Here is a 26,369-nt window from a genome sequence, read left to right as displayed (position 1 = left end):
TAAACATTTCAAAAATATGACTCCAACTTCGGAAACTCATATTTCGACGCAAGTGCCACAACTAGAATTTTTCTGGAAAACTGCTATTTCAGAAGGGCTACCCGTTGCTCTTTGGAGATTACCCAAATCCACTGAAAAACAATTACTTATAGATTTATCAGGGCGCGCAAGCCAAGCAAAAATCGATTTAGAGGAGCTTCCTTCAGGCTTTGCAATGAGTCCTTTTATTGGCGAATCACTGTTTTTGAAAGGAGATTTATATTATCATTTCGACCAAGATAACCAATTGGTAGAAAACAATATTCAACCTAATTCGGAACAAGCCCAAGAGTTTTTCAGAAAAGTTCAACTCACCTACGACGAACAACATGAGGACACTCCCATTTCATCAGCTAGTTTTACCGTAAACTATACCAAAAACTTTGAGTCGCCTACCGAATCATCGCTTTACAATGAAATTACTTATGCCGAAATGGTGTCTGATGCGATAGATGCTATTCAGCGTGGTGATATGCAAAAAGTAGTACTTTCGAGAACAAAGCAAATTACTTTGCCCGAAAACTTTGAGGTTGTTGATGCATTCAACAAGCTTTGTGTGGCATATCCAAATGCCTTTGTGTCGTTGGTGTATTTACCACAGGAAAAGGCTTTATGGCTTGGCGCAACTCCCGAAACGCTTATTAGCATGGACAAAGAGGGTATTTTTAGAACCATGTCTTTGGCTGGTACACAATCGGCGATTGGTACAAATGGAGAAAAATATCATCCTGCCGAAATTCGTTGGGCATCTAAAGAAATCGAAGAGCAAGCTTTTGTAAGTAGATATATCATTGAATGCTTCAAAAAAATTCGTCTTCGTGAATATTACGAAGTAGGCCCCAAAACTGTTCAGGCAGGTAATTTGATGCACCTTCGCTCCGATTATAGTGTCAATACCCATGAGGTAAATTTTCCGCAATTGGGCACTGTTATGATAGACCTTTTGCACCCAACCTCAGCCGTATGTGGTATGCCCAAAGAGCCAGCCTTACGCTATATTGCCGAAAATGAATTGCATTCCAGAGAATATTACAGTGGTTTTCTAGGACCTGTAAACATTCATGACGAAAGCCATTTGTTTGTCAACCTACGCACGATGAAAATTCAAGGAAACCAAGCTACACTTTTTGCAGGTGGTGGTATTACCGAGGATTCAAATCCAGTAAAAGAATGGTATGAGACGGAAATGAAAAGCCAAACGCTTTTGAGGGTTATTTTATAAAATGTTTTTCATCATAGACAAAGGAAAAGGGATAGTAGCCGATGCTTACTATCCCTTTTCTTTTGTCTATTAAATATTAATGCAGAATTGCGAATTACAATATGTAAATTTTTAAAACTCTCCACTCAACCTTAATGTTTCATCGAAAAGCTTTCTGTTTTTCGCTCAATTTCTCCAATAATGGTCAATTTCACGGTATCGATGCGGGCATCCATCATGGAGATAATTTGAAAATTGAACGGATGAGCAATAATCGTTTCGTTTACTTCTGGAATATCTTCATTAATACTGATAATCATACCTCCTAAGGTATCGTAATCGCCTTCTGGGAGATTCCACTCGTATTTTTCGTTGAGATAGTCGATTTCTAAACGAGCTGATAATAGATAAACTTTATCTTCTAATCGCTTCTCTATCAAATCTTCGTTATCATCATATTCGTCCTCAATATCTCCAAAAATTTGTTCCATTACGTCTTCCATACTTACCAAACCCGAAGTACTTCCAAATTCGTCTACGATTAAGGCTAAAGATTTGCGTTCTTTAGAAAAACGGAGCATTAAATCTTTGGCAGGCATTGCCTCTGGTACAATTAAGATAGGCTTCAGAATACTTTGAATATCTTTAGGTTTCTTGAACAAAGCCACTGAATGACAATAACCAACAACATCTTCGAGGGTATCTTTATAAACCAATACCTTTGAGTGACCACTTTCCACAAAAGTTTTCTTTAGCTCTTCTATACCATCTTCGAAGTCTATGGCTACAATCTCAGTACGAGGAATCATACAATCTCTCACCTTTACTTGCTTAAATTCTAAGGCATTATTAAAGATTTTGGTATCTACTTCTGCTTCTTCTTCTGTCGAAATTTTGCGATTAAGATTTTGCATGTAATGGTTCAAGTCCGTCAAGCCAAAAGCAGGCTTTTCCTCCGAATATTCTAAGCGAAGTACATTTTTGATAAACCAACTTGAAAGGCCTACAATTGCCCAAACCAAAGGATACATGAGCGTATAAATAATCCAGATTGGAATAGATAAAACCTCCAAAAAGCCATCTGGATTGAGTAAAAACACACTTTTGGGTGTAAACTCAGAAGTACCCAAAATAATAACAGTTCCTAAGATTGAAGCGATAAGTCCAGGTACAAGCCCTGTACCAAAAACGGGAAAATAGTGCTCAATCTGATGATGCAGGTAACCTTCCATAAAAATACCATAAGCTACCAACGACAACGTATTGCCAATAAGTAGGGTACCGATAAACTTAGAAGGATTTTTGATAAATCTTGAAATAATTTGTCCAGTGATTACACCTTGTTTGGCTTGTAGCTCAAAATATAACTTGTTAGCCGAAACAAATGCCATTTCAACACCTGAAAAGAATGCTGAAAAAACCATTGATAATATAACACCTATTGCTTGTTGGGAGTCCATTTGGGGTTGGTTTCAATTTTGAATTAGAAGACATAGATGTCGGAAGCTGGATTAGTTAAATACATCTATATCTGCGAGTTAGACAAACGTTTGTGTTTTTATTAACAACACAATACGAAGGTATGGTTTAGAAAAACTCACATTCTCTAAACATCAAATTGCATATTTTTGGTCAAATTTCAAAAAGAAAGAGCGATTTATCAAACCGCTCTCCCTAAAAATTTGACATCTGTGGGCTTTTTTACAAAATCTTAATGTTTAAATACTAAGCCCAACAGCTGAATTTTACTTTTTCTTACCTTTTAACAAAGCCTGACGTTGCGACTTTTTGAGGTCTCCAACAGGCTCTTTCTTATCGCTTTTATTGGATTGTTCTTCCTTTTTCAAACGTATTTGTTTGGAGTACTGAAAGTAAAACAAACAACCTACAGACATCATCAGCCAGCTATAATGGTAAAAAATCTTTGTCCAAAAAGTATTTACCTCTGGCGGAGTTCCTGCACGAAGGTCAAGAACCCAAATTATCAAAAAGCCTAAAGCTGCTGACAGCAATAATATTTCTTTTCTGCTCATGAGTTTGTGCTTAATTAAAATCCTTTGTCTCGCATCAGTTTAAATTCACGATAACGGCGGATTGTTGCCATCACGAAACCGATTGATAAGATAATTGTACCTATCCACAAGATATTTACCAAAGGTTTTTCGATGGCTTTCAAAATGATAAAATCTCTTTGGGTTGTATTAATATCAAAGGTAAATTTACCTGTCTGAGGATCTACACTCACAAATCTTGCTCGTACACCAGCCTCCGCATTTTCCACTGGCGGCATAGCTACCATACCATCACGAATCACAAAAACTGGCTTTATTTCATGTGGAATAGCCTCTTTTCCTGAAATCAAAATACGTGCCTGAACAGCTGCATCTTGTGGTCCAAGAGGTTTTCCTTCGAATTCTGTTACACGTTTTACTTCGTCCAATACAGCCACATAGTCATTCAAGAAAAAGGTATCTTTTACCGCAACCGTGAATTTCTCCGTTTTGCTCCACTCCTTCTCATCCAAGTTTGGCGCCAAAGCCACATAAGTATAAAGGTCGCCCAATGCAGAGTGTTTCAAGTCTGGCGAGAAAGCATTCCCCATTTTCTTGTTGATTTGAGCACGAGGATACAACGTTGTCACTTTACCATCTTTATCACGGAAATCTATTTCGTAATATTTATTTTCTGGAAAAACTGGCAAAGTATCGCCTTTGGCATAATACTTTTTACCTTGTTGCTCGATGTCCTGCAAGGCTACTGCATGAAAATCATTTTCGATTAAGTCTACCAGCTCAGGACGAACATACTCTGGTAACTCACGACCTTCTACTCGTACCCCTTTGTAAGTAAGCGTGTACTTGCCCATTTCTAAAGGCGTATTCAGCCACAATACTACGTTTTCTTTATTTTCTTTATCGTTGTTTTTGGTAAAAGCTTCATCTTTATTCGAAATAGCAAAACCCGATGTATTAATCGAAACTACTTTAGAATAACCCGACGAATACAAAATACCGAATAGCATCATCGCAAAACCAATATGCGTTACAGCACCACCTGATAACTTGTAGTTGCCACGAGCGATATTAAATAAAATTGTTCCGTTGGTGACAAAAGCATAGATACACGCAAAAAGTAAAGCGATATAGGTTGGGTTACTGAAAAAATCTCCCAACTCTAATTTGGTCGTTGCTAAAATACCTAAAGAAGTCAAAATCAAAGACACCAAAGCAGGTGTTAAGAAGTGCTGAGATACGTTTTCTTTTTTGATTTTTTTCCACCAAAAAAATTGTCCAGTACCAGTCAGAATAGCTACTGCGGCGGCAAACCACAACTGGAATTTTGAATAATAAGTAGGTGCATTGGCAGGTGGTGCTAGTTTAGACACAAAGCCCAATGCCTCCACAATTTTGTTATATACTGGCAAAGACGTTGCCGCAATAATTTGGAAAGACGACAAACACAAAGCTGTAGCGCCAATAAATATCCAGAATTCACGACTATATACCGAAGCTTCTTGTTCTTCTGTTGGGATGTTTTTCCAACGATAAATCAACAAACCTACTGCCCCTACTAAGAAGAATAAAAGATATAACAATAACTGTCCCGAAAGACCCAAATCAGTAAATGAGTGAACCGATGCCTCGCCTAACACACCACTACGGTTCAAGAAAGTAGAGTATAAAACCAAAATAAAGGAGGTAATTACCAAAATGAATGAGATGCGCAACGCCGACTCATTGGTTTTGTAAATAATCATACAGTGAATTGCAGCAACCAATACTAACCACGGAACAAAAGAAGCATTTTCAACAGGATCCCAGTTCCAATATCCACCAAAGTTGAGCGTTTCATAAGCCCAATAAGCTCCCATGATAATGCCTATGCCAAGTACTGCCGCCGAAAATAACGACCAAGGCAAAGCAGGACGAATCCATTCTTTGTACTCTCCACGCCACAAACCAGCAATCGCATAAGCAAATGGAATCAAGGTTGTAGCAAAGCCTAAGAATAAGGTCGGCGGGTGAATTACCATCCAATAGTTTTGAAGCAATGGGTTCAAGCCACGTCCATCTTCTGGAACAAAGTTGGGGTTCATTTTCCAAACTGGTAAATCAGGCATAGCCTCACGCATTAACAAGAATGGTGACGAACCAATTTTGAAGTCAATAAGTGGTAATACTATCCCCAAAATCATCGAACAAAGAAAAGCTTGAACAGTAGCAAAAACTACCATCAAAGGAGCTTCCCATTTGCGATTGGTTTTGATAAGAATCAAGCCCAAAAGCGCATGCCAGAAAATCCACAATAAGAAACTACCCTCTTGACCTTCCCAAAAACATGACACAATATAATATACAGGAAGTGCAATCGACGAGTGTGACCAAGCATATTGATACTCGAAATAGTGGTTATAAATAATGGAATAAAGCGCCACAATTACTCCTACAATCGAAAGACCATGCAGGTAAAAAGAATAGCGAGAAAATTTCTTCCAAGACTCTTGTTCTTCGAGGTTTTTAATTTGAAGTGATTTGAAATAGCCAAATGCAGATATTACCGACGTCACAAACGAGATAATAATACACAAATGACCCACATTTCCGATAGTTGTATGTAACATCTTGATAAAATGGGTTTGGGGAGATAGACCCTAATTTTTGAATACCATTGAGGCATTTTTAAGACAAATACGACTCCTACGCTCAGTAAAAGAGTTTGGAAGTCGTATCTGTTGAAGTAAGCAGTAAGTCTGAATCAACTATATGGCAACAGCCAACTGCCGAATTATGATTTAGAAGCAGGTTTTTCTACTTCTTTGAAATCCACATTTCCATCTTGGTATTTAGAAGGACATTTCAAAAGGATTTTCTCACATTTAAAAACCTGACCTTCCATATTACCAATAATCACGACTTGCTCAGAACGATCCATATCTTGAGGTTTTGGAGCATCATATACAACCTTCTGTTCACGTCCTTTGTTATCAACCAATGTAAATTCAAAGTGATTGGCATCTAGTGCAGGATTGTAGCTCATTCCTGTAACATTACCACCAGCATCTTTTTTTAGTTTACCCACTACGTGTACCTTCTCTGCACTACCGTCTTTAGCCATATTTTCGGCTACACCAAAGTCAACATAAGTACTAGCGTCGGTACCCGTTGACACCAAAATCACCACTGCAATGGCAATGATAATTAGTCCGAAGATGTGTGTTTTTTTCATGATTATTGATGCGTCTTTTTGAGATTTCGCTTATTTCGAATTGAGAGTTTTTTCGATTTTTGAAATTTTCTTATCCAATGTTACCAGATAGATTACTACGCCTAAAAAGATAGTAACCACCACAGCGACTACCGCATAGATACGTCCATCTGCATATAATTTATCAGCCATTTCTGGCTCACCAGCAGCATTGTCTTGAGCAAAAGAAGCTAGCGAAACTAGCATTAGGGTTAAAATTGATAATACCTTTTTCATTTTATCTATCGAGCCATCAGTCATCAACTTTTGGCTTTTTGTTTAGTAAAAGACTTTATTAATTAAGAAATAAGTAATTTTTCTAAGGGCTGTGTTGTAAATGATGAATCCAGCAAAAATTCTCATGCTCAACTCTCCACCCAAAACTTATCTAGGCTTCATTCGCTTGTCTTTCGATTTTACGAATGCGCAAACGAAGATTGGTAATCCAATAGCCCAAGCTAATCCACCCAATTACAGCAGGATAAAAAACTATACGCATAGCACCTTCTGTATCCATTGGTTTAAAACCTGGGTTACCACCATTGCCTGGGTGCAACGAATCGGTCATACGTGGCAAAATGATTAGTAAAGGAATCAATAATGCTATAGCAAAAATGTTGTAAATCGCCGAAATACGTGCTTTTTGTTGTTCGTCTTCAAACGAGCCTCTCAAAATAGCATAAGCAAAGTAGATTAATAATCCGATAGCTGCGCCATTGAGTTTTACATCATTGGTCCACCAAGTACCCCATGTATAACGTGCCCAGATACTTCCTGTTGCACAACCTACAACACCAAACAAAATTCCAGTATAGGCATAAGACTCCGCTTTGTCATCGATAACAGTAAGTGGATTTCTCAAATACTTGATAGAATTGATAACCGAAATCGTCAACATTACAAACATCGAAAACCACATCGGCACGTGGAAATATAAGTTTCGAGCCGTTTCGTGCAATACAGGCTGACGAGGAATATGTCCCAAAAAGCCCCAAACCATTACATACGACAGCATCAATACTGCCAAATACTTATACCAATTCTGTTTCATTTTATCATTTATTAACTCTATGTTGAATCATTGAGTTTTCCCTATTTTTTTACAACTGCCTAGTAATAACTATAATTTACTCAATTCTCTAGCTTCTCCACAAAAAAGGGAAAAGTATCACCGACAACACCAATACGATAGCATCAATTGCCAAAAGAATCATTACTTCGTCTAGGCTTTCTCCTCTATCTAGTCCATCGAGTGCATTTTTTGATATTTTTATTAACATCAATAACATCGGAATAATCACTGGGAAACTCAATACTGCCATCAATGTTGCACTGTTTTCGGCTTTTGATGCAATACCAGCAATCATCGTGAGTGTGCTTGCAAAACCAATTGCTCCCAGTATAAGTGCTACCAAATACAACCCTACATCACCTACTGGATTTCCCATCACCAAACCATACACCCCAAAACCTACCAATGACAATACCAACATCAAGATAGAGTTGTAGATAATTTTCGAAACAATAATTCCTACTGGATTAGCTAAGGTATAATAATATAGAAGACGCCCATAACGCTCCTGCGTGAAGCTTTTGGCAATAGCATTAACTGCTGTGAAAAGAATAATAATCCAAAAAAGCGTGTTCCAAGTAATTTTATCGATATGGTTCGTTTTCAGCCGAAACGATAAATAACACACATATACCGTACTCACAATATATAAAAGCATCCCATTGATAGCATATTTTTGCCTCAACTCCAATCGTATCTCTTTGTCAATTAATGCTTTTATTTCGTTTACCATATCGAATAACTCTCTGAGGCTATATTTGGCATAATGTTGATGAGTCAAATTTGGATAGCCTTTTTCAAAATTTTCCGCAAAGTTACGACACAAACAAACTGCAAACTCAAAAAGGAAGTAATATTTTGAGACATTCGCTCAACAACTTTGGAGGGAGATTTTTCGAGGACAAATAGAATGCAAAAACTAATGTTTCAAAATGATTAAAATCATAATCAAAAAGAAAATTTGAGGTTTAGTTCGCAAATATTTCTTTAAACAAGGAACTCTTTGTTTATTTGCACTTGTTTTGAATAAGTCTAAATAAAGTGCAAATTCATAAATTGTTAAGTCTTTAGAAATTTGTACTTTATATTACAACTACTATTAATCGAAAGCGTAATCATGAGAACAGTTGCGGATTTGAAAATCGGGGAAAAGGGCGTGATTGTTAGCTTTAGCGACGAACTTCTATCACTCAAATTGTTAGAAATGGGCTGCTTGCCCGGTACTCAAGTAACAATGACACATATTGCCCCCTTTGGTGATCCAATCGCCGTAAAGGTTTCTGGCTATGTTTTGTCAATGCGAAAAGATGAAGCCTCAACTATTGTTGTTGCTTAAATAATACCACTTTGGTTAGTCTTGGATTTATTCTATTTTCATAAAAGACTAATCAATAACAAAGTGAATAGATAGGAACAAACTATGCGTTTTTACGTTATTAGTTTGAAGCCAAAAATTGCTAATAGCCTTGAAGAAATCACCCAAAATAGCATTAATCGGTAATCCCAACGCTGGAAAATCTTCTTTGTTCAATAGCCTTACAGGTCTCCGTCAAAAAACGGGGAACTTTCCAGGCGTAACTATGGACAAGTTGATTGGGAAATGGAATTTGGAGACAGGCACTGAAGCCGAAATTCTAGATTTACCGGGGATTTATAGTATATATCCAAAATCAGTCGACGAGCAGGTTGTTATCAACATCCTTGCCAACCCACAACATCCTGACTATCCAGATATGGCCATAGTAGTAGCCGATGCGTCTAACCTTAAACGCAATTTGCTACTATTTAGCCAAGTTCGTGACCTTGGCATTCCTACCGTTTTGGCACTCAACATGATTGACGTTGCCGAAAACTCAGGTATCGTAATCAATTCTTTTAAGCTCGCCAAAGAGCTCAACGTAGAAGTTGCAGAAGTCAATGCCAAAAAAGGTATCGGACTCAATGGCTTACGCCTTGCAGTAAACAAGACGCTTGAGCAACGATTCAATTCTAACGACTCGTTACCTGTAGAATATTCGCCCGAATTGATTGATGAAATCAAGGAGCAATATGGTGATACCGACGATTACCACGCCTTGTTATGGCTTTCGGAACACGATAATCTGAAGCAATTCAATACTGAGCAAAGAGTAGGTTTTGATAAACTTCAAGAAAAATATGGCTGGAATTCACAAAAATTTCAAGCTCAAGAAACCGTTTCTCGCTACGCAGTACTTAATGAAATCGTAGATGGTTGTTTACATCAAATTCCTGTTGAAGACGAGCCTGTAAAAACTTGGACTGATCGTTTGGATAAAGTTTTTCTTCATCAGTTTTGGGGTTATTTTGTTTTCTTGGGCATTTTATTTGTCATGTTCCAAGCAGTATTTACTTGGGCGGCATATCCACAAGATTTGATTGATAACGGTGTAGCATGGCTCAATCAATACCTCAAAGACACCCTTCCAGAAAGTCAATTAGTTAATTTATTGACAGACGGATTGATTGCTGGTATTGGAGGTGTGGTCGTATTTGTACCTCAAATCGTATTCCTCTTCTTGTTTATTTCCTTGTTGGAAGAGACAGGTTATATGTCCAGAGTAATGTTTATCATGGACAAACTCATGCGTAGATTTGGGTTGAATGGTAAATCCGTTGTGCCACTTATTTCAGGTGTAGCATGTGCGGTACCTGCCATTATGAGTACCCGTAGCATTGGTTCATGGAAAGACCGCTTGATTACTATTATGGTAACGCCATTGATGTCGTGTTCGGCGCGTTTACCCATTTATACGGTATTAATCGCCTTAGTTGTTCCAGAAAAGAGCACCCTTTTTGGCATTTTCAGCTTACAAGGTGTAGCATTATTTGGTTTGTATTTACTAGGCTTTGGGATGGCAATTCTTTCGGCTTGGATTTTAAAAGTCCTATTAAAAGCCAAAGAAAGAAGCTATTTTATCATGGAGCTTCCTTCTTACAAAGGTCCTCGTTTCAAACATATTATGATTTCTTTGCTTAATTCTACCAAAGCTTTCGTATTTGAAGCGGGTAAAATTATCGTTGCTATTTCGATTGTGCTTTGGGTAATGGCTAGCTATGGTCCAGGCAATGCAATGCAAGAAGCAGAACAAAAAGTGAAAACTGAAAATCCAACTTTAACAGGAGCGGATTTAGAAAATAAAATTGCTGCTCAAAAACTAGAATCATCGTATGCAGGTCATTTTGGTAAGGTTCTCGAACCAGCTATTAAGCCTTTAGGATATGACTGGAAAATCGGCATTGCCTTGTTAACTTCTTTTGCAGCACGTGAAGTGTTTGTAGGAACTATGTCCACAATTTATAGTTTAGGAGGCGAAGTAGACGACGAAAACACCACTGTCATGAATCGTATGCGTGCAGAAATAAACCCTGAAACTGGCAAACCGATGTACGACGCGGCATTAGGCTTTTCGCTGATGATATTCTATGCCTTTGCTATGCAATGTATGAGTACCTTGGCTACAACATATCGTGAAACAAAATCATGGCGCTATCCTGCTATTCAGTTGGTTTATATGACTACGCTAGCATACTTATCGGCATTTATTGTGTATCAATTGTTGAAATAAGAATATGAGTAATCCCGAATTTTAGGATTGGAATTATTCTCCAAGTTTTCATCAAAAAAAGGCGGTTGGGAAATATTTCCCAACCGCCTTTTTTTGAGACTACCATGCTAGACATGACTCGGCTTTAGACGCAATCATTGCGTCTCTACTAGTAAAATTCCTATTAAAAAATCACTCATTCACAATTTCTTAAATCACTAAATTTGAAATGACTTACGTGTTTACCATCTCAATTTTTCAATAATATCACTTGGTAGCATTGCCATTTGTCCTCTTTCCTGTGCTGCCATATCTCCTGCTTCACCATGCTTAAATACACCAATAATCGCAGCCTCTTCCGACGAATACCCTTGGGCTATTAATGCTGTGATAATACCTGTCAACACATCGCCACTACCTCCCGTAGCCATTCCTGCATTACCTGTCGAGTTAAAATAAACTTCTTGATTGGGTAAAACTATAGCGGTGTGCATACCTTTTATCAACACAATACAATCATATTTTTGAGAGAACACTTTTACTTTTTCTAGTTTGTCAAAATCATTTTTCCAAGCTCCAATCAAACGTTGTAATTCTTTGGGATGTGGTGTTAAAATCGATTTTGAAGGGATATTAGCAAGTATATCTGGATTTTCAGCCACAATATTTAGCGCATCAGCATCCAATACCACAGGACATTCAGCTCTTAATAATATTTCTCTTAGAAAAACCTGAGTCTTATGACTTTTCCCAATTCCGCACCCTACACCAATGACGGTGTATTTCTCAAGGTTGGGACAAATACTTAATTCTTTTTCTGCTGGATCTGTTTGGCACATGGCCTCTGGAACAGCCACCTGCATAATTTGGTATCCACAAGAGGGTATATAGGTGGTTAGTAAACCCACTCCCGAACGTAAGCAAGCTTTTGCTGAAAGTACCGCCGCTCCTATCGAGCCATAACTTCCGACAGCCAGCAAAGCGTGCCCAAATGTACCTTTATGTGAAAATTTTGCCCTTTTTTTAAGCGACACCCTATCTGTCCAAAAATAGGAAGTTATTGTATTTTGAGCATATTTACTCGAAAGACCAATAGGGACACATTCCCACTCACCCACATATTGTAGATTTTGAGGCATCAAAAAAGCTAGTTTTGGAGCTTCAAAAGTCAGGGTATAATCAGGACAAATAATGGTATTGTCCTCAGCAATTGGCTGAGAAACATATAGTCCCGAGGCGATATCTACTGAAATAATAGGAAGCTTACTTTGATTTATTTTCTGAATAACATCTTTCAAAATACCTTCTACTGGTCTATTCACACCAGACCCAAGAATCGCGTCTACCACAACACAGCTTTGCTTGAGATTGGGAAAATCCTTCAAGCTACTAATGGTATGCACAGTGGTTATTTTAGCTAGTCGGTCGTAATTAATCAAAAAGTCAGCACTAGCTTGAGCACTATATTCTATGACATAAACCTCAACCTTTTTATTCATTAAGGCAAGTATTCTAGCAATAGCCAATCCGTCTCCTCCATTATTACCTTTTCCACAAAAAATCGTAAAGTCGCTGTCTGAAAAAAGTGACAATAACCTATCCGTAAATGCTTCAGAGGCTCGCTCCATCAAATCAATGGAAGTAATAGGTTCCTGTGCAATAGTATAAGCATCCCAGTTACGAATCTGCTGGGCATCAAATATTTTTTTCATTGTATAAAAGCTAAATATGTGTGCAAAAGTAAGTTAGTGGCAAAAGTAAAATAGTTTTATTCGCTTTTAGCTCTAGGCTTTATGCTGTAGGCTAAAAGTTAAACAGTATTTCTGATGAAAAATTGAAGCTTTTGTATCTAATGCTTAGAGCTTACAGCCAAATGCATCATAAAGCCTCCAAGTTTTTTCTAAAATCCTTAAGCAATTTATTGGTTTTACATATTTTTTTTCGGAACTTTGCACCCCCAAAGATTTAGTAATTATGTGATTGGGCAGTCAAACTACAATAATGTATTGTTTTTCAGACCTTTAATATCACCGCTAGTTATTAATCAAGTCAAAAAATTTAGGACTTAAACAACAAAAATCATTCAAGATGAACGATTTAATCAAATTGGTAGAGGCTGAAAACGCTGCACGCCGTGCAGAATTGCCCGAGTTTTCAGCAGGTGATACTTTGAACGTACACGTTAGAATCCGTGAAGGTAACAAAGAGCGTATTCAGGTATTCCAAGGCACTGTGATTCAACGTCGTAACAGCGGTGCTGGCGAGACTTTCACAGTTCGTAAAATTTCTAACGGTGTAGGTGTTGAAAGAATTTTCCCTTTATTGTCACCAAACATCGACAAAATCGAAGTATTGCGTAAAGGTAGAGTACGTCGTGCAAGATTGTTCTATCTTCGTGGAAAACACGGTAGAGCTGCAAAAGTTAAAGAAGCTAAGAAGAAATAGTCTCTTGACTAAAGCAATATATAAAAAAAGTCACTCTTTACGGAGTGACTTTTTTTATGCTCAAAAGAGCAGCACTTACAAAAAAAGAGGTGAAAATATCACCTCCTTTCTATTTACCTAAAAATCCCCTTTTATAAATTTCAATGCAATAACTGTAAGCGAATTAATTATTGTCTGCTACAGGCTTCAAGCCTTTATATGAAAATGTATCCGTTTTTTTGGATAGCAGCGTCAGCCAATCTTCTTCTTGCGTCTTTCAAATTAATTGGCTCGATTTTCGTGAAGCGCTTCAATCCCATCAACATTACTCGTAATTCGTCGCCCTCAGCAAATGACGTGATAGCTACTTTTCCAGCAGAGTTCAACTTGTCGATAGCCGAGTGTAAGTACACCAATGCAGCATCTTTTTCTAAAGCACAAGCTTCTTCTCCACGAAGTATAATCAGTTTTTCAACACGCAACAGCGCCGATTCAGCCACATAAGTTTCAATCAACATATCGGCCAAGTTCATAATGATTTCTTGTTCTTCCTCAAACTTCATCATAAACTTTTGAAGCGACGCACCAGCAATCATCAAAATGGCTTTCTTCATATTTTTGATGGCTTTTTTCTCTGGAATAAACAAGCCATCCTCCTCTACTACTCCAAAATCAGGTATTGATAAAATTTCTTTACCAACTGCCATAGCTGCCGGCATCAAATTCAATTCACCTTTCATGGCACGTTTTACGATGGTACCTACCGACAACAAGCGATTGATTTCATTGGTACCTTCAAAGATTCTGTTGATTCTTGAGTCACGATAAGCACGATCCATTGGTGCTTCAGCCGAAAATCCCATACCTCCGTAAATCTGTACCCCTTCATCTACAACATAGTCCAATACCTCCGAACCATGAACTTTTAACATAGCACATTCGATAGCAAACTGCTCTACTCCTTTGAGTTTTGCCTGTCCACTCTCCATACCCGATGCAAGTAAAGTATCAATCGCATCGTCTATGTTTTGTCCTGCACGATAACAAGCTGATTCTGAAGCAAAAACCTTAGCAATCATATCACCAATTTTATGCTTAATAGCCCCAAAACTAGAGATACTTGTTCCAAATTGTTTACGCTCATTAGCATAGTTTACAGCTGTCGAAATAACTCCTTTGCTCGCTCCTACTACAGCCGCAGCCAATTTGATACGACCAATATTCAAGATATTTACAGCAATCTTAAAGCCTCCTTCACGTGTATAAAGTTGGTTTTCGACTGGTACTTTGCAATCATTAAAAAAGACTTGGCGAGTTGAAGAACCTTTGATACCCATTTTGCGCTCTTCTTCGTTCATGGTAATGCCACCAAATGATTTTTCTACAATAAATGCCGTCAAGGATTTATCATTATCAATTTTAGCAAAAACAATAAACAAATCTGCAAAACCACCATTGGTTATCCACATCTTTTGTCCATTGATGATATAATGTTTACCATCCTCAGATAATACTGCTTTAGTTTTTCCAGAATTAGCATCCGAACCAGAATCTGGCTCTGTCAAACAGTAAGCTGCCTTCCATTCACCTGTTGCTAATTTTGGTAAATACTTAGCCTTTTGCTCTTCTGTACCATAGTATAATATTGGCAATGTTCCAATTCCTGTATGTGCCGAAAGTGCCACCGAAAACGAATGACCACCACCACAAGCCTCAGTTACAAGCATCGATGTATTGAAATTCATTCCAAAACCACCATATTCCTCAGGAATTGCCGTACCCAACAAGCCCAATTCGCCTGCTTTGTCCAACAGCTCCACCATCAAACTTGTATCTTTAGCATAATCAATAGCATCAAGTTTTGGATGTACCTCTGTACGCAAAAAATCTACGCAGGTTTGAGCAATCATTTGTTGCTCTTCATTGAACTCTTCAGGAATGAAAATTTGAGAAGCATCAATGTCTTTAATCAAGAACTCTCCTCCTTTGATGGATGATTTGCTATCTGTAAGTACCATATTTTGAATATTTTACGATTCGAAAATTTTCTAAAAGCTAGACTATCGTATGCAAGCATACTAATTTTTTGTAAATATAATAAATAAAAAAAATGTTATGCAAGCATAACATTTAAAATATTTTCAAAAAAAGTAAAAATAGTATTTTTTATAGAATCAAAATAGAAAACAATGATATACTATCTTTTGTTACTATCGACATTTAGTACTTATTTATTATAGAAACTCTTCGATATTTTCGGCCTTATAATTGGCAGCTTCTGAGTCAACAACCTCGCTGATTTGTTCCATTACCTCAAAAAAAGTCTGCAATTTTTCTTCTCCGATTTTTTCATAAATCAGGTTATTGAACATAATAACGCCATTACGAGCCTTATCACGTTTGCGCTTACCTTCTTCAGTCAAATATACTTTTACTACACGACGGTCATCTTCGTCAGTTTCACGACGAATCCACTTTTTATCTTCGAGGGATTTGAGCATACGAGTCAAACTACGAGGCTCTAGTCCTAGTGCGGGAGCTATTTTGGTAGCAGGCGTACCATTTTTGTCGATATTCAACAAAACATACCCAATGGCCATTGTCATATCGAACTGTGCTGCATAAGAATTATACATTCTGCTAATTGCATGCCATCCTGCCTTGATGTGATAGTCTACGGTTTTGTCAGCTTTCATATTTCTTCAAGATTTTCATTATTGGGACATAAATCATCTAAGCTTAGTATGAGTACAGAGTCAAAAATTATGAGCCTAAAATATGTATATCTGGGTATCGACCTAATTAAAAGATAAAACACCTATCTAACTGATTTTAAATTCATAAATCACTATGCTGCATCAACACTTATTATAGGACGAGGCAAGAATTTAGCTAATAGCTATAACTACATTCACATTAGTATGCTTAGCATACTAATGTGAATGTAAATTTGGGCAAGAATATATTATTATGCAAGCATAACATTGTATTTATTTATACAAAAAAAGGATAATCATTTCGACTATCCTTATTGCAAACTTTATTTAGTGGTAGATGATATTAAAACATTTTATCGGGTTTGGCTACAAGAAGTCTGAATTTTCTTTCCCCTTTTGTAGTACGCAAACGTACACTATATTCTCCATTAGACAATTCGTAACTAGGCCACAAAATTGCTTCTGAATTACTTTTTACCATTACTTGGCATGGTACACCCATTCCCGATGCTGTACTTACTAGGATTTCGGCTGTATCAACATCATCTTGTTTAACACGAATCATGTCTGATTGTTCGTCGCTATGGATTGTTACTCCTTTAAAATCTGGTCGATATATCGCTAATGGAGCATATACCTGAATATTTTTATCAGACTTTACAGCTAGAATACGGTAAAACTTAGCAGCATCTTGAGAGCGAATTTCATCTGTATAGCTAAGTAATTCATTACTTTTTCCTGCTTTAATCTCGGCGATATCTACATAAGATTCTAAATCAGAGCTTGATTGAAGGATATATCTCTTTACATCATTTGTTTGAGCAATCCAAGTAAACTTTACTTGGTCATTTTCCAAAATGGTCTTAAGATTAATAAGTTCGTTTGAAAGGCCTACGGCTCTACCTCGTAATGATGACTTGGGTGCATTATTACCTTCATTAGCATTTAAGAGCAATACAACTTCCTTATTATAAAATAGTTGCTTTACTTTATTTTTGGAATGATATGGTAATGGAGCAACAAAAGATAGATTAATCACAGCGCTTGTTAAAACGCATAAATTGAGCCAAAATGTATATTTCATGCAAGTTTATAAATGATTAGTTGGTTTACGGCGGATACCTATAACGAATCAAATTTCACGCCATTAACTCTCTGATAATCAAAAAAAGTTGCTTTTTACACTACTGAATCATTCTATCGTTAAGTGCTCTATTTCAATGGATAAAAAAAAGAGGCTTATTTTGAGCCTCTTTTTTTATCTATTAAATCACAAATTATTTTACACGTACTCCTTTCATGTGTCTTTCTTTTATCTTCAGATTTGTTAGAACACTTTTTGAAAGTAGTAATCTTACTCTAGTTGGATATATGACCAAATACATATTTCCTTCGTAATCAATTCTTGAAAAACTAGGGCTACCTTTCTGATCAATTAACTGATAAAAGTACTCTCCTTTCTCTCCTGGAACAGCACCAAAACGTAGCCAGTTTTCACCATCAGATGTTTGTTCGAATGTAATTAACAAAGAACCATTTTCTTCACGCTGAACCATCCCTGGTGTATTTTTATCCAAGGATATACGATTAATATATCGTCCGTTTTTAAAAAACACCTTACCAGATTTGATATTAGCATTTGAAGATGGTACTTCTCTTTCCAAAACTAACGGATTGTCGTTGTAGAATTGTATTCTTGTTAAATCCAGCTCGTTTTCTTGTAAGGTGTGCATCAAACTTCCTGTTAAGTAAACAGCCTTTTGACAACTAGTTAAAGAAAATACCAGTACTACGAAGAGAAATATTTTTTTCATTGTTTCTTGTGTTAATTCTTAACGGTAAAAATACAAAAAAGTGCCTGCTTATCAAACTGAATAGGTATTCTATCTCTTTGACTAGCCGACGTTTAAAGAACTATTACTTCTTGACTTTCACAAAAGTGCTATAATCTGAGCACTCACGAATTAAGGATTTCTGGAACTTAGTATTCTTATATTTTTCTTTTAAAAGTGTAAAATAGTGCTCGTAATCACGTACCTTATCTTTAGCGATTCTGGCCTCAAATACGGTGTAATCTTCTTCACCAGACTGGCTATTGGCATGAACAAAGAAGGCTGCGTTTTCACATTTGGCAGCCCCAAAGGCAGCTTTAGCCGCTAGTTCAGTATCAGGGCTTTTTAAGGCTGTTTCAAAATAACTTTTTGCTTTGGTTGCCAAATAATAATCGGTCTCATAATCTTTCTGCACATATCCATTAACTTCGCCCGAGCTCCACTGGCGACGTAATAACACCCACGAGTTACCTTGATACGACATACTGTATGCTCCACAACCCAATAAATAAGCAGCTTCAAAATCATTTGGATTATCTGCCAAACGACTCGCTAACTCTTGCATTTTTTGTGCAAAAGTTACAGGAGTATAAATACCACGCTTTTCTTTATTAGTCGTAGTCATAAAGAAAGGGTCTTCGTTAAAATAGCTCTTCCAAGGTTCTTGGCGCCATACCTCTGGCGCTACTTTTTCGAATGCCTTAGTTGCTTTAGCATAATCATGCTCCGACAAGGCACGGCGACCCAACAATACATACAAATGATCTTGACTAAAGCCTGTCATCGATTGAAGCAAAGAATCATAAGCTGATTTTTTTGACTCTTGAAAATAGGCAATTACTTGTTCGATGGTTTTGGATTCGGTGGTATCTTCTATGGCATACATATCAGTTTGCGACATATATCCACCATATTCATAACCAGAATTTGTTTGGTAGCTTGTCAATACAGCCAACAAATATGCCTTGGCTTTGGGATAAGGAATCGTAACCTTTTCGGGTTCGCTTTTCTTATTCATACAACTAGCCAACCAGCCTTGTTTTTCTTCCTTCTCGTGTGGCAAACGACCATAATAGCGTGCCACCAATTGCTTTGAAGCCTCCGCTAAAGCATTACTCATACGAAAATCCTTTGGTTTGACAAATGATGCCAATACAGGTGTAATTTCGTCTTCTAACTCTGGTGTAATTTTGGGAGACTTATTACTTAGCAATAACAATTCTTGAATTTCCAATTGCTTACTCAAACCAGTATTAGGCTTAACCACCAATTTCGCTTCAGCCAAATATTCAGCCGATTTGTCAAAATTCTTTTCTATATATTCTAAATAAGATAAAGCACCCAACCAAAAACCTGTTTTAGGAACTTGTGGATTAGCAGAACAAGCAGTAGCAAAATCTTTTAGCTTTTGCCAGTATGGAATAGCCTTATCATGATTTTCTTTCTCTTTATTGGCATCGGATTCGCCAGACCAATAACTTACTTGCTTGTAGTAAAGCGCTTCATTCTTGTTTATTTCTCTTGACATCACCAGCTCTATCAAAGGATGTGTTGGGTCTAAATCAACCATTTTCTCTAAAAACTTCAACCCTTCTTCATTAGGTTTGATAGCAGCAAAGGCATACACTGCCGCTTTTTCATGGCTATTTTTACACAAAGCAATAGCTCCTTCCTGAAATCCTATTCCTCTTGAGCGAATACTTAAGTCTGCCGCATGGCGACGACTTGGACAACGGTCAAATACTTGTGCAAAATCGTAATACGCCTGTACAGAATCGCCCAAAGCAATAAGTGCGCCAGCCTTGCGAGATAATGCCCAGTCGGAGATATAGGTCTTTTTTTTCAAAGGTTTTATTGTTGCATCATATACTTGTAAGGCTTCTTGAGGTTGGTCGTTCATCATTGCCAACTTGATTGTTTGGAAGGCATAACGTTCTTTCACAAACTCATCTTTCAGCTGGGGCAATGCGGCTTTTGCATTTGTAAATAATTCGACCAAGGCAACTGTATCTACTTTAGTTTCTGTAAAATAGTCAACAGTTTCTCGTTTATACGCTTGGTCGATGCTACGTACAAATGTAATGTAATCGGCAGCCTCAGCTTTTTGATGACTTGCCAACCAATCTTGTAATGCTGAAGAAGTGCTGTAAAGTGATTGTTCAATTTGTTTTTTCGACACCTTTCCTCCTACATATTTACTCCAAGCTGAAATATTGAGTGGTTTTTCGTGATCAATAGTATCTTCATTGCTGACGTTATAATCGTCATAATCATTATAAAAAAACTGAGACGAATACGCATATTTTAAATCGCCCCCTTTTACGGTAGCAGATTCGGGCATGAAAAAACTCATAAATTCATCATAATCTACCATACCAGGACCACAGGCCAAAATAGTAAAAATTACAAGTGAGGCAACAGACTTTTTACTTAGATTGATATAGTTCTTTAATTTGTTCATGTGTGTAAGTTTTGAGACTTTCGGAATCCAAATGATATAGGGCAAATGTAAGTTTTTGATTTGATATTTTCTTCTTTATCAATCGACAACCTTTTGAGAGGTCTTTATAAGCCACTTCCTCTGTTCGGAACACATCTCCTTTTCGAATTCCAATACCCCATAAAGTGGTATCTCGCTGCGCAATAAAACGATTTTTATCTTTTTCAAATAAAGATATACTGCTAAAATCCTTGGAACTAACAGCATTCAAAAAATACTGAAATTGGTGATTTCGATAGCCTATAGTCCAATGAAACGCAGGCATTACCAAATCCAATGGCAAAGAATATTCTGACAATTCTCCGATGTATTGATTTAGGACATCGGGCGTAAAAATCGAATTTGCCGTTTTTTCATTTTTCCAATCTGCCATATTATAGCACATCAACATACCTCTTTCAACAGGGGGTACGCCTGTTTTATCAGAAAACTTTATTTGGTGCAACCTAATCGTAACGCTGATATGAGGATACTTCTTACGAAGAATCGTTAATAAAGTAAAATATTTTTTCTTGGTAGATAATGTCCAATCACAATCTATTTGAATTTCATTATTTCCTATAGGTTCGCCTGTCCAACTCTGATGAACAACCTCTATTTTATCTACTATTTTACCCGCAAAGTCTTCTAAATAACGAGGTTCAAGCCATTTCAAAGTTTGATTGGTCAGATATACCACAGGAATAACACTCAGTTGTTGAGGTACTTTTTGCTTAGGAATCAACAATGCCTTGAAGGTTGGCTTTTGGGTACGCTCATCTAAATCAACATCAAAATACTTGACATATAACTTTTGTATATGATTATCTGTAAGGATTTGTTCTTCGTTTTTGGATAACTTAAAAACAGTTTTCCAGTAATAAAAGGCAGGCGTGACATGCTTGGGAGTCTCCGAAGAGTTACATGCCCAAACAAATATCATGAGTAACAAAAAGCAATAGAAGGGAAATTTCATTTTCTCAAAACACAGGTGTTTCTATCTTAAGTTTATTTCTACTTTGTGATAAGGCAATATTCAACATCTTTGGTAAAAGCAATTGACCCAATTTTACGTCAATTACTTTTACCAAAAATATTATGCCAAAAATACAGGCTTGTTTTGAGAGTTAACGATATAGAGATGAAAACTTATCTAGTGGTATTATTAGGTCTTGTGTAAGTCAACTGCATGACATGAATGTTACGACTAGCAAAGGCCGCTTCGCAATAATTCAAGTAATAACTCCACTTACGAATAAACGTATCATCAAAGCCCAGCGCTTTGACCTGATGAATATTTTGATGAAATTGGTCATACCACAACTTCAAAGTATAGGCATAATCCAAGCCCATATCTTTGAGGTTGACCAATGTAAAATCACTAGTCTTATTAATAGCCTGATTAATAGCTCCTACCGAAGGCAATAGCGAGCCAGGGAAAATGTATTTCTGAATCCAATCTACGCCATTTCTTAAAGATTCATAGCGAGAATCAGGACTAGTAATTACTTGAAAAGCCAGAATACCATCTTTTTTGAGAAGTTCGTTGCATTTTGCAAAATAGACTGGCAGAAATTCATGTCCAACTGCTTCTAGCATTTCGATGGAAACAATCTTGTCGAATTTTCCAGTAATCAGGCGATAATCTTTCAACAAAATCTCGACTCTATCGCTCAAGCCCTCGGCTTTTACTCGCTCAGTCGCCAGCTTATGTTGCTCTTCCGAGATAGTTACAGAAGTAACTCTACAACCATAATTTTTGGCCATATAAATAGCATTAGCGCCCCAACCACTTCCAATTTCGAGTACATGGTCGGTAGATTTGAGATGCAACTGACGGCACAAACGTTCATACTTTTCGAGTTGAGCCTCTTCTAATGACAAGCCTTTTTCTTTAAAATAAGCACTTGAATAGGTCATAGAAGGGTCAAGAAACAGCGCAAAAAAATCATTATTCAAATCATAATGTTCGGATATATTCTTTCTAGAACCATCCAAGCTATTCGCACGCCCTAAATGATAGATTTTATTACTCAACTTGAGTAGGTTCAAAAGCCAGTTTTGGGTTTTATTACCAGAAATAACAGGGACATTTTCGAGGTTATCCAAAAACCAACGAATTACCTGCGTAATATTATTGGTATCCCAAAAGCCCATTACGTACGCTTCGCCAAAACCAATATCTCCGTAAAGCATGATATGCTTAAAAAATCGTTCGTCTTTAATCTCAATTTTAGCTGTTGGAAAGACCTGCGTGTTTCCAAAAAACAACACTTCTCCACTAGGTAATGTCACTTGTAATTTACCCAAGGTCATTTTTTGCAAAACATCCAAAATCGCTTTTTGATAAAAACTAGGTTTGGTACGCTGTGTATTTTTCAAAGTTGTTGTCATAACAAAATAAGGATTTATGGTTAGTGAGAAAGGGGTCGATATATGTCTCTTTGAAGCTCTGGATGCGATTTTTTGGCATAAAATGGAATCCGTTTCAGCCACAATACAAAAGCATTCCAATGAATGAGCCACATAATACGAAGGGTAATCATCGGAAATCGAATCGCATACCAAGCTACTTTGGCATTGGTTAGTGGCTTCTTTTTACCCCAAAGCGTACTTTTGAAAAAGGATTTATCAGCTTTAAAATCGTCTATTCTAACGTGCAACGACTCGTCGGGTATATGAAGTTTGAAGTCAAATTCGGCATCCATATCAATAAAAGGCGACACATAAAAATGCTTGATTTCTCGATGTTCGAAGCGATCTTCCTTTTCCAGAAAAGACTGAATCAAATAGGGTTTCATTTCTCTGAATGTATTACTCACCTCCGCTACCACACATACAGGATGTTTTTTTTCATCAAAACAGTAATAAAATGATACAGGATTGAACTGATACCCCCATGTAGTAAGGTGGGTCAAAAGCATGATTTTTCCACCTTTCAAATCTATTCCTTTGGCATGCAAGTACGTCAAGATTTGCTCCTTGACACCTTTATTAGTTTCAGGCTTTTCTTTTGGGTACTGCAAATGGTTTTTATCAAAAAAACTAAACACATTCCAACGATTTCGACTAATCCATTTCACATGTTTTGGAATGATATCAAGTTCATCTAAATCAAGGTAAAACATAAACAACTTATACGTGAATCCATGTTTGATGGGTTCGCTTCGCTGGTGCATTACCTTACATTCATAGATACAGGATTTCATGAGCCATAAATATTTTTGCCCGTAAGCGTTCTACATAAGTTCACCGCAGAAGCAAAAGCGTCTTCATGGAAACCATATTTGAAATAACTTCCACAGAAATAAATACCTCCTTCGGTATTCAGCAAATGCAATTGTTGCTGTGCTTGCATAGCTGGAACATCAAACAGCGGATGCTCGTATTCTATCACTTTCAATATCTTGGAAGGGTCGATATTAGGCTGAGCATTAATCGAAACAAAGTAGTTTTTCTTCTTAGAAACACCTTGCAACTGATTCATCCAATAAATAATAGAAGGCTGCAAACCTTGTTCGGTTGCTTCAATTCGATAATTCCAGCTACTCCAAGTCAAGCGATTTTGAGGCATAATAGACTCGTCGGTATGTAGCGTTGCAATATTTTTCTGGTACTTAAACTTAGATAACAATTTATCTTGTAAAACAGAGGGCTCTTCGAGCAAGCCCAACGCTTGGTCGCCATGAGTGGCTATGATAACTTTATCAAAAAGCTCAGTTGTGCCATCACTAAGCAATACGCTCACGCCGTTTGCTTCTTTCTTGACACTTACCGCAGCACGACCTATCTGTATTTTTTCTTGAAAAGGTTTTATCAAAATATCTCGATACATACGGCTTCCACCATCGAGTGTGTACCACTGATGTTGCGTATTGAGTCCCAGAAAACCATGGTTATAAAAAAATCGAATCAAGGAAACAGCAGGGAAATCGAGCATCAATTCCATAGGTGTCGACCACACCGCCGAGCTCATAGGCACAAGGTATTTCCAGAGCATATCCTCGCCAAAACCAAACTCACGGATATATTCCCCCAAGGTATGATTCTGATATTTGGGGTCGTCCAAAATCTTGATAGATTGCTCATTGAAACGACCGATTTGCAAAAGCATTTTCCAGTGTTTCAACGAAAAAAGCTGTTTTCTTTGCGCAAATAAGCCATTGAGTCCAGAGCCACAGTATTCGAGTTGTGAAGGCAAATGTTGTACACTAAAAGACATATCCGTCTTTTTGATAGGAGCTTTTATTTCCTCAAAAAGTTTACACAAATTAGGATAGGTCTGAAAATTAAAGACCATAAATCCTGTGTCGATATGTACAGGAGTACCTTCCTCATCGACGGTCACAGTATTGGTATGCCCGCCGATATAGTTATTTTGTTCAAAAAGAGAAATATCATAATCCTGATGGAGAAAATGACCGCATCCCATCCCAGCAATGCCAGTCCCTATGATTGCTATTTTTTCCATCTAGTTTTTCTTAAATAAATAATGACTAATCATCCACTCATTACCGCCGTTGTAGGCAAACAATTCGGCGCAAGCCAAATAAAACAAACGCCAATATACCCACCATTTCACCGCTTGGTCTTTCCCATAGGTTTGCTCAAACAAAGGCATAATTTGTGCTTTGTGAGCATCCATTTTTTGTAGCCATGCTTCTGATGTTTTGCCATAATGCGTACCATTCACATGCCAATGCTTATCTACCGAAAGATGGTCATTGAAGTAAAATAACAAATGGTCACTTGGCATAATACCTCCTGTGAAGAAGTACTTACTCATCCAGTCGGACTCGTCAATTACTTCAAACTTATAGGCATATTCTTTATGCGTAAAAATGTGAACAAAAAGCTTTCCTGAGGGCTTCAAGAATGACGATATTTTCTGTAGTAAAAGTCTGTAGTTACGCATGTGTTCAAACATTTCGACAGATACTACACGGTCATAATGATCTTTATGAGTATCAAACACATTGATGTCTGAAGTAACTACTTGAAGGTTTACAATGCCTCTTTGACGAGCTTGTTCGTCGATATGAGCCTTTTGTGTCTTGGAGTTTGATACTACTGTAAAACGGCTTGCAGGATATTTGGCAGCCATGTACAATGACAGTGATCCCCATCCACATCCCAACTCTAGCACATCCTGTCCATTGGCTAATTCGGCACGTTGACAAGTTAGTTCAAGCATATCAGCTTCGGAAGTATCCAAATCGGTTACCCCTTCTTTCCAATAACCACAAGAATATTTGAGATGCTTCCCTAAGCAATACTGATAGAATTGGGTTGGCACTTCATAGTGCTGTTCGTTTGCTTCTGCTGTATTGATAGCAATAGGCGAGTTACGAAGCTCCTCAAGGAGATTCAGAAAATATTGATGTTGCAGTTCTGTTTCGCCTTTATTTTCATCTTTCAAACGCTGTTCGACCAATTGTCGAATACCATATCGAATTAAAAAATCGGGCAATAGATCTTTTTCGAGCAATGAATTATACCACATAAAACAAAATAAGGTTAGTAAATAAGGACAATAAAGTATCAGGGTGAATGCAAAGGAGCATCACCAATATTTTTACAATAAAGGATTCAAATTTTAAGAACTAAGAATGGTTAACAGGAGTAAAAGCCTCAAAACAACAACAGCACGCTAAGACTCCAGATAAAAATTAACTAAAAGCTTGAGATATAGTAATCATTTATCCATGGGTTGGTTACTTCCATACGGCAAAAAAGATTAAATTAACAGTATATCTGCGGCAGATTTTGGTAGTATTCTTCAGATGATTATGAAA

22 protein-coding genes are annotated in these 26,369 nt (G+C 37.2%); 4 read left to right on the top strand and 18 right to left on the bottom strand.

What is annotated here, in order from left to right; genetic code table 11:
• Positions 1 to 16 precede the first annotated feature (16 nt).
• The gene (locus QM491_RS17445) at positions 17 to 1,261 is read left to right on the top strand and encodes a chorismate-binding protein (protein WP_283328856.1); all 1,245 of its coding nucleotides are present in this window, start codon (positions 17 to 19) and stop codon (positions 1,259 to 1,261) included.
• A 131-nt stretch (positions 1,262 to 1,392) separates the two neighbouring features.
• Here the strand turns inward: QM491_RS17445 and QM491_RS17440 are convergent, their stop codons facing one another.
• The 7 genes from QM491_RS17440 to QM491_RS17410 all read right to left on the bottom strand — a co-directional run bounded on the left by QM491_RS17440 (position 1,393) and on the right by QM491_RS17410 (position 8,289).
• A complete protein-coding gene (locus QM491_RS17440; protein ID WP_283328855.1) occupies positions 1,393 to 2,700 on the bottom strand; it encodes a hemolysin family protein in 1,308 nt (435 codons plus the stop codon).
• Between the two features lie 285 nt (positions 2,701 to 2,985).
• A complete protein-coding gene (locus QM491_RS17435) occupies positions 2,986 to 3,273 on the bottom strand; it encodes a hypothetical protein (RefSeq protein ID WP_283328854.1) in 288 nt (95 codons plus the stop codon).
• 14 nt (positions 3,274 to 3,287) lie between these two features.
• Complete coding sequence (gene ccsA, locus QM491_RS17430; protein ID WP_283328853.1) at positions 3,288 to 5,861, bottom strand: cytochrome c biogenesis protein CcsA; 2,574 nt, start codon at positions 5,859 to 5,861, stop codon at positions 3,288 to 3,290.
• A gap of 164 nt (positions 5,862 to 6,025) precedes the next feature.
• Positions 6,026 to 6,466: a cytochrome c maturation protein CcmE domain-containing protein gene (locus QM491_RS17425; RefSeq protein ID WP_095160683.1), complete on the bottom strand. Its 441-nt coding sequence runs from the start codon at positions 6,464 to 6,466 to the stop codon at positions 6,026 to 6,028.
• Between the two features lie 30 nt (positions 6,467 to 6,496).
• Positions 6,497 to 6,721, bottom strand: coding sequence for a CcmD family protein (locus QM491_RS17420; protein WP_283328852.1), 225 nt, complete (start codon positions 6,719 to 6,721; stop codon positions 6,497 to 6,499).
• A 151-nt stretch (positions 6,722 to 6,872) separates the two neighbouring features.
• Positions 6,873 to 7,535 (bottom strand): cytochrome c biogenesis protein, encoded by a 663-nt coding sequence (gene ccsA / locus QM491_RS17415; RefSeq protein ID WP_283328851.1) that lies wholly within the window; start codon positions 7,533 to 7,535, stop codon positions 6,873 to 6,875.
• Between the two features lie 88 nt (positions 7,536 to 7,623).
• Positions 7,624 to 8,289, bottom strand: coding sequence for a heme exporter protein CcmB (locus tag QM491_RS17410; RefSeq protein WP_095160686.1), 666 nt, complete (start codon positions 8,287 to 8,289; stop codon positions 7,624 to 7,626).
• A 384-nt stretch (positions 8,290 to 8,673) separates the two neighbouring features.
• Between QM491_RS17410 and QM491_RS17405 the strand changes: the two genes are divergently transcribed.
• A complete protein-coding gene (locus QM491_RS17405; protein ID WP_095160687.1) occupies positions 8,674 to 8,892 on the top strand; it encodes a FeoA family protein in 219 nt (72 codons plus the stop codon).
• Between the two features lie 130 nt (positions 8,893 to 9,022).
• Positions 9,023 to 11,143 carry a ferrous iron transport protein B gene (gene feoB, locus QM491_RS17400; RefSeq protein WP_283328850.1) on the top strand — a complete coding sequence of 707 codons (2,121 nt, stop codon included), beginning with the start codon at positions 9,023 to 9,025 and terminating at the stop codon, positions 11,141 to 11,143.
• Positions 11,144 to 11,364: 221 nt separating this feature from the next.
• On the opposite strand, the gene QM491_RS17395 is transcribed toward feoB, so the two are convergent.
• Positions 11,365 to 12,834, bottom strand: a complete 1,470-nt coding sequence (locus QM491_RS17395) for an NAD(P)H-hydrate dehydratase (RefSeq protein ID WP_283328849.1) — start codon at positions 12,832 to 12,834, stop codon at positions 11,365 to 11,367.
• A 376-nt stretch (positions 12,835 to 13,210) separates the two neighbouring features.
• On the opposite strand from QM491_RS17395, the gene rplS reads away from it, so the two are divergent.
• Entirely contained in the window at positions 13,211 to 13,567 is a 357-nt protein-coding gene (gene rplS / locus QM491_RS17390; RefSeq protein ID WP_283328848.1) for a 50S ribosomal protein L19, read from the top strand.
• A 194-nt stretch (positions 13,568 to 13,761) separates the two neighbouring features.
• Here the strand turns inward: rplS and QM491_RS17385 are convergent, their stop codons facing one another.
• From QM491_RS17385 to QM491_RS17340, 10 genes are all read right to left on the bottom strand, one after another.
• Complete coding sequence (locus tag QM491_RS17385; protein ID WP_283328847.1) at positions 13,762 to 15,564, bottom strand: acyl-CoA dehydrogenase FadE; 1,803 nt, start codon at positions 15,562 to 15,564, stop codon at positions 13,762 to 13,764.
• Between the two features lie 216 nt (positions 15,565 to 15,780).
• Positions 15,781 to 16,242 carry a MarR family winged helix-turn-helix transcriptional regulator gene (locus tag QM491_RS17380; RefSeq protein ID WP_095160692.1) on the bottom strand — a complete coding sequence of 154 codons (462 nt, stop codon included), beginning with the start codon at positions 16,240 to 16,242 and terminating at the stop codon, positions 15,781 to 15,783.
• A gap of 364 nt (positions 16,243 to 16,606) precedes the next feature.
• Positions 16,607 to 17,347 carry a hypothetical protein gene (locus QM491_RS17375; protein ID WP_283328846.1) on the bottom strand — a complete coding sequence of 247 codons (741 nt, stop codon included), beginning with the start codon at positions 17,345 to 17,347 and terminating at the stop codon, positions 16,607 to 16,609.
• A gap of 193 nt (positions 17,348 to 17,540) precedes the next feature.
• Positions 17,541 to 18,077 carry a hypothetical protein gene (locus QM491_RS17370; RefSeq protein ID WP_283328845.1) on the bottom strand — a complete coding sequence of 179 codons (537 nt, stop codon included), beginning with the start codon at positions 18,075 to 18,077 and terminating at the stop codon, positions 17,541 to 17,543.
• A gap of 103 nt (positions 18,078 to 18,180) precedes the next feature.
• A complete protein-coding gene (locus QM491_RS17365; RefSeq protein WP_283328844.1) occupies positions 18,181 to 20,556 on the bottom strand; it encodes a hypothetical protein in 2,376 nt (791 codons plus the stop codon).
• Positions 20,522 to 21,550 (bottom strand): hypothetical protein, encoded by a 1,029-nt coding sequence (locus QM491_RS17360; RefSeq protein ID WP_283328843.1) that lies wholly within the window; start codon positions 21,548 to 21,550, stop codon positions 20,522 to 20,524. Before QM491_RS17360 ends, QM491_RS17365 begins: the two co-directional genes overlap by 35 nt.
• A 173-nt stretch (positions 21,551 to 21,723) precedes the next feature.
• The gene (locus tag QM491_RS17355) at positions 21,724 to 22,968 is read right to left on the bottom strand and encodes an SAM-dependent methyltransferase (protein ID WP_283328842.1); all 1,245 of its coding nucleotides are present in this window, start codon (positions 22,966 to 22,968) and stop codon (positions 21,724 to 21,726) included.
• Positions 22,969 to 22,988: 20 nt separating this feature from the next.
• Entirely contained in the window at positions 22,989 to 23,783 is a 795-nt protein-coding gene (locus tag QM491_RS17350; protein WP_283328841.1) for a DUF1365 domain-containing protein, read from the bottom strand.
• Complete coding sequence (locus QM491_RS17345; RefSeq protein ID WP_283328840.1) at positions 23,780 to 25,045, bottom strand: NAD(P)/FAD-dependent oxidoreductase; 1,266 nt, start codon at positions 25,043 to 25,045, stop codon at positions 23,780 to 23,782. The genes QM491_RS17350 and QM491_RS17345 overlap by 4 nt, the downstream gene beginning before the upstream one ends.
• Positions 25,046 to 26,077, bottom strand: a complete 1,032-nt coding sequence (locus QM491_RS17340; protein WP_283328839.1) for an SAM-dependent methyltransferase — start codon at positions 26,075 to 26,077, stop codon at positions 25,046 to 25,048.
• Positions 26,078 to 26,369: the final 292 nt, after the last annotated feature.

Origin of the sequence: Flectobacillus longus, from assembly GCF_030056705.1 — a bacterium.
Lineage (GTDB): Bacteria > Bacteroidota > Bacteroidia > Cytophagales > Spirosomataceae > Flectobacillus > Flectobacillus longus.
The sequence above is the reverse complement of the archived record's forward strand: the minus strand, read 5'-3'. Positions and strand labels throughout refer to the sequence as shown.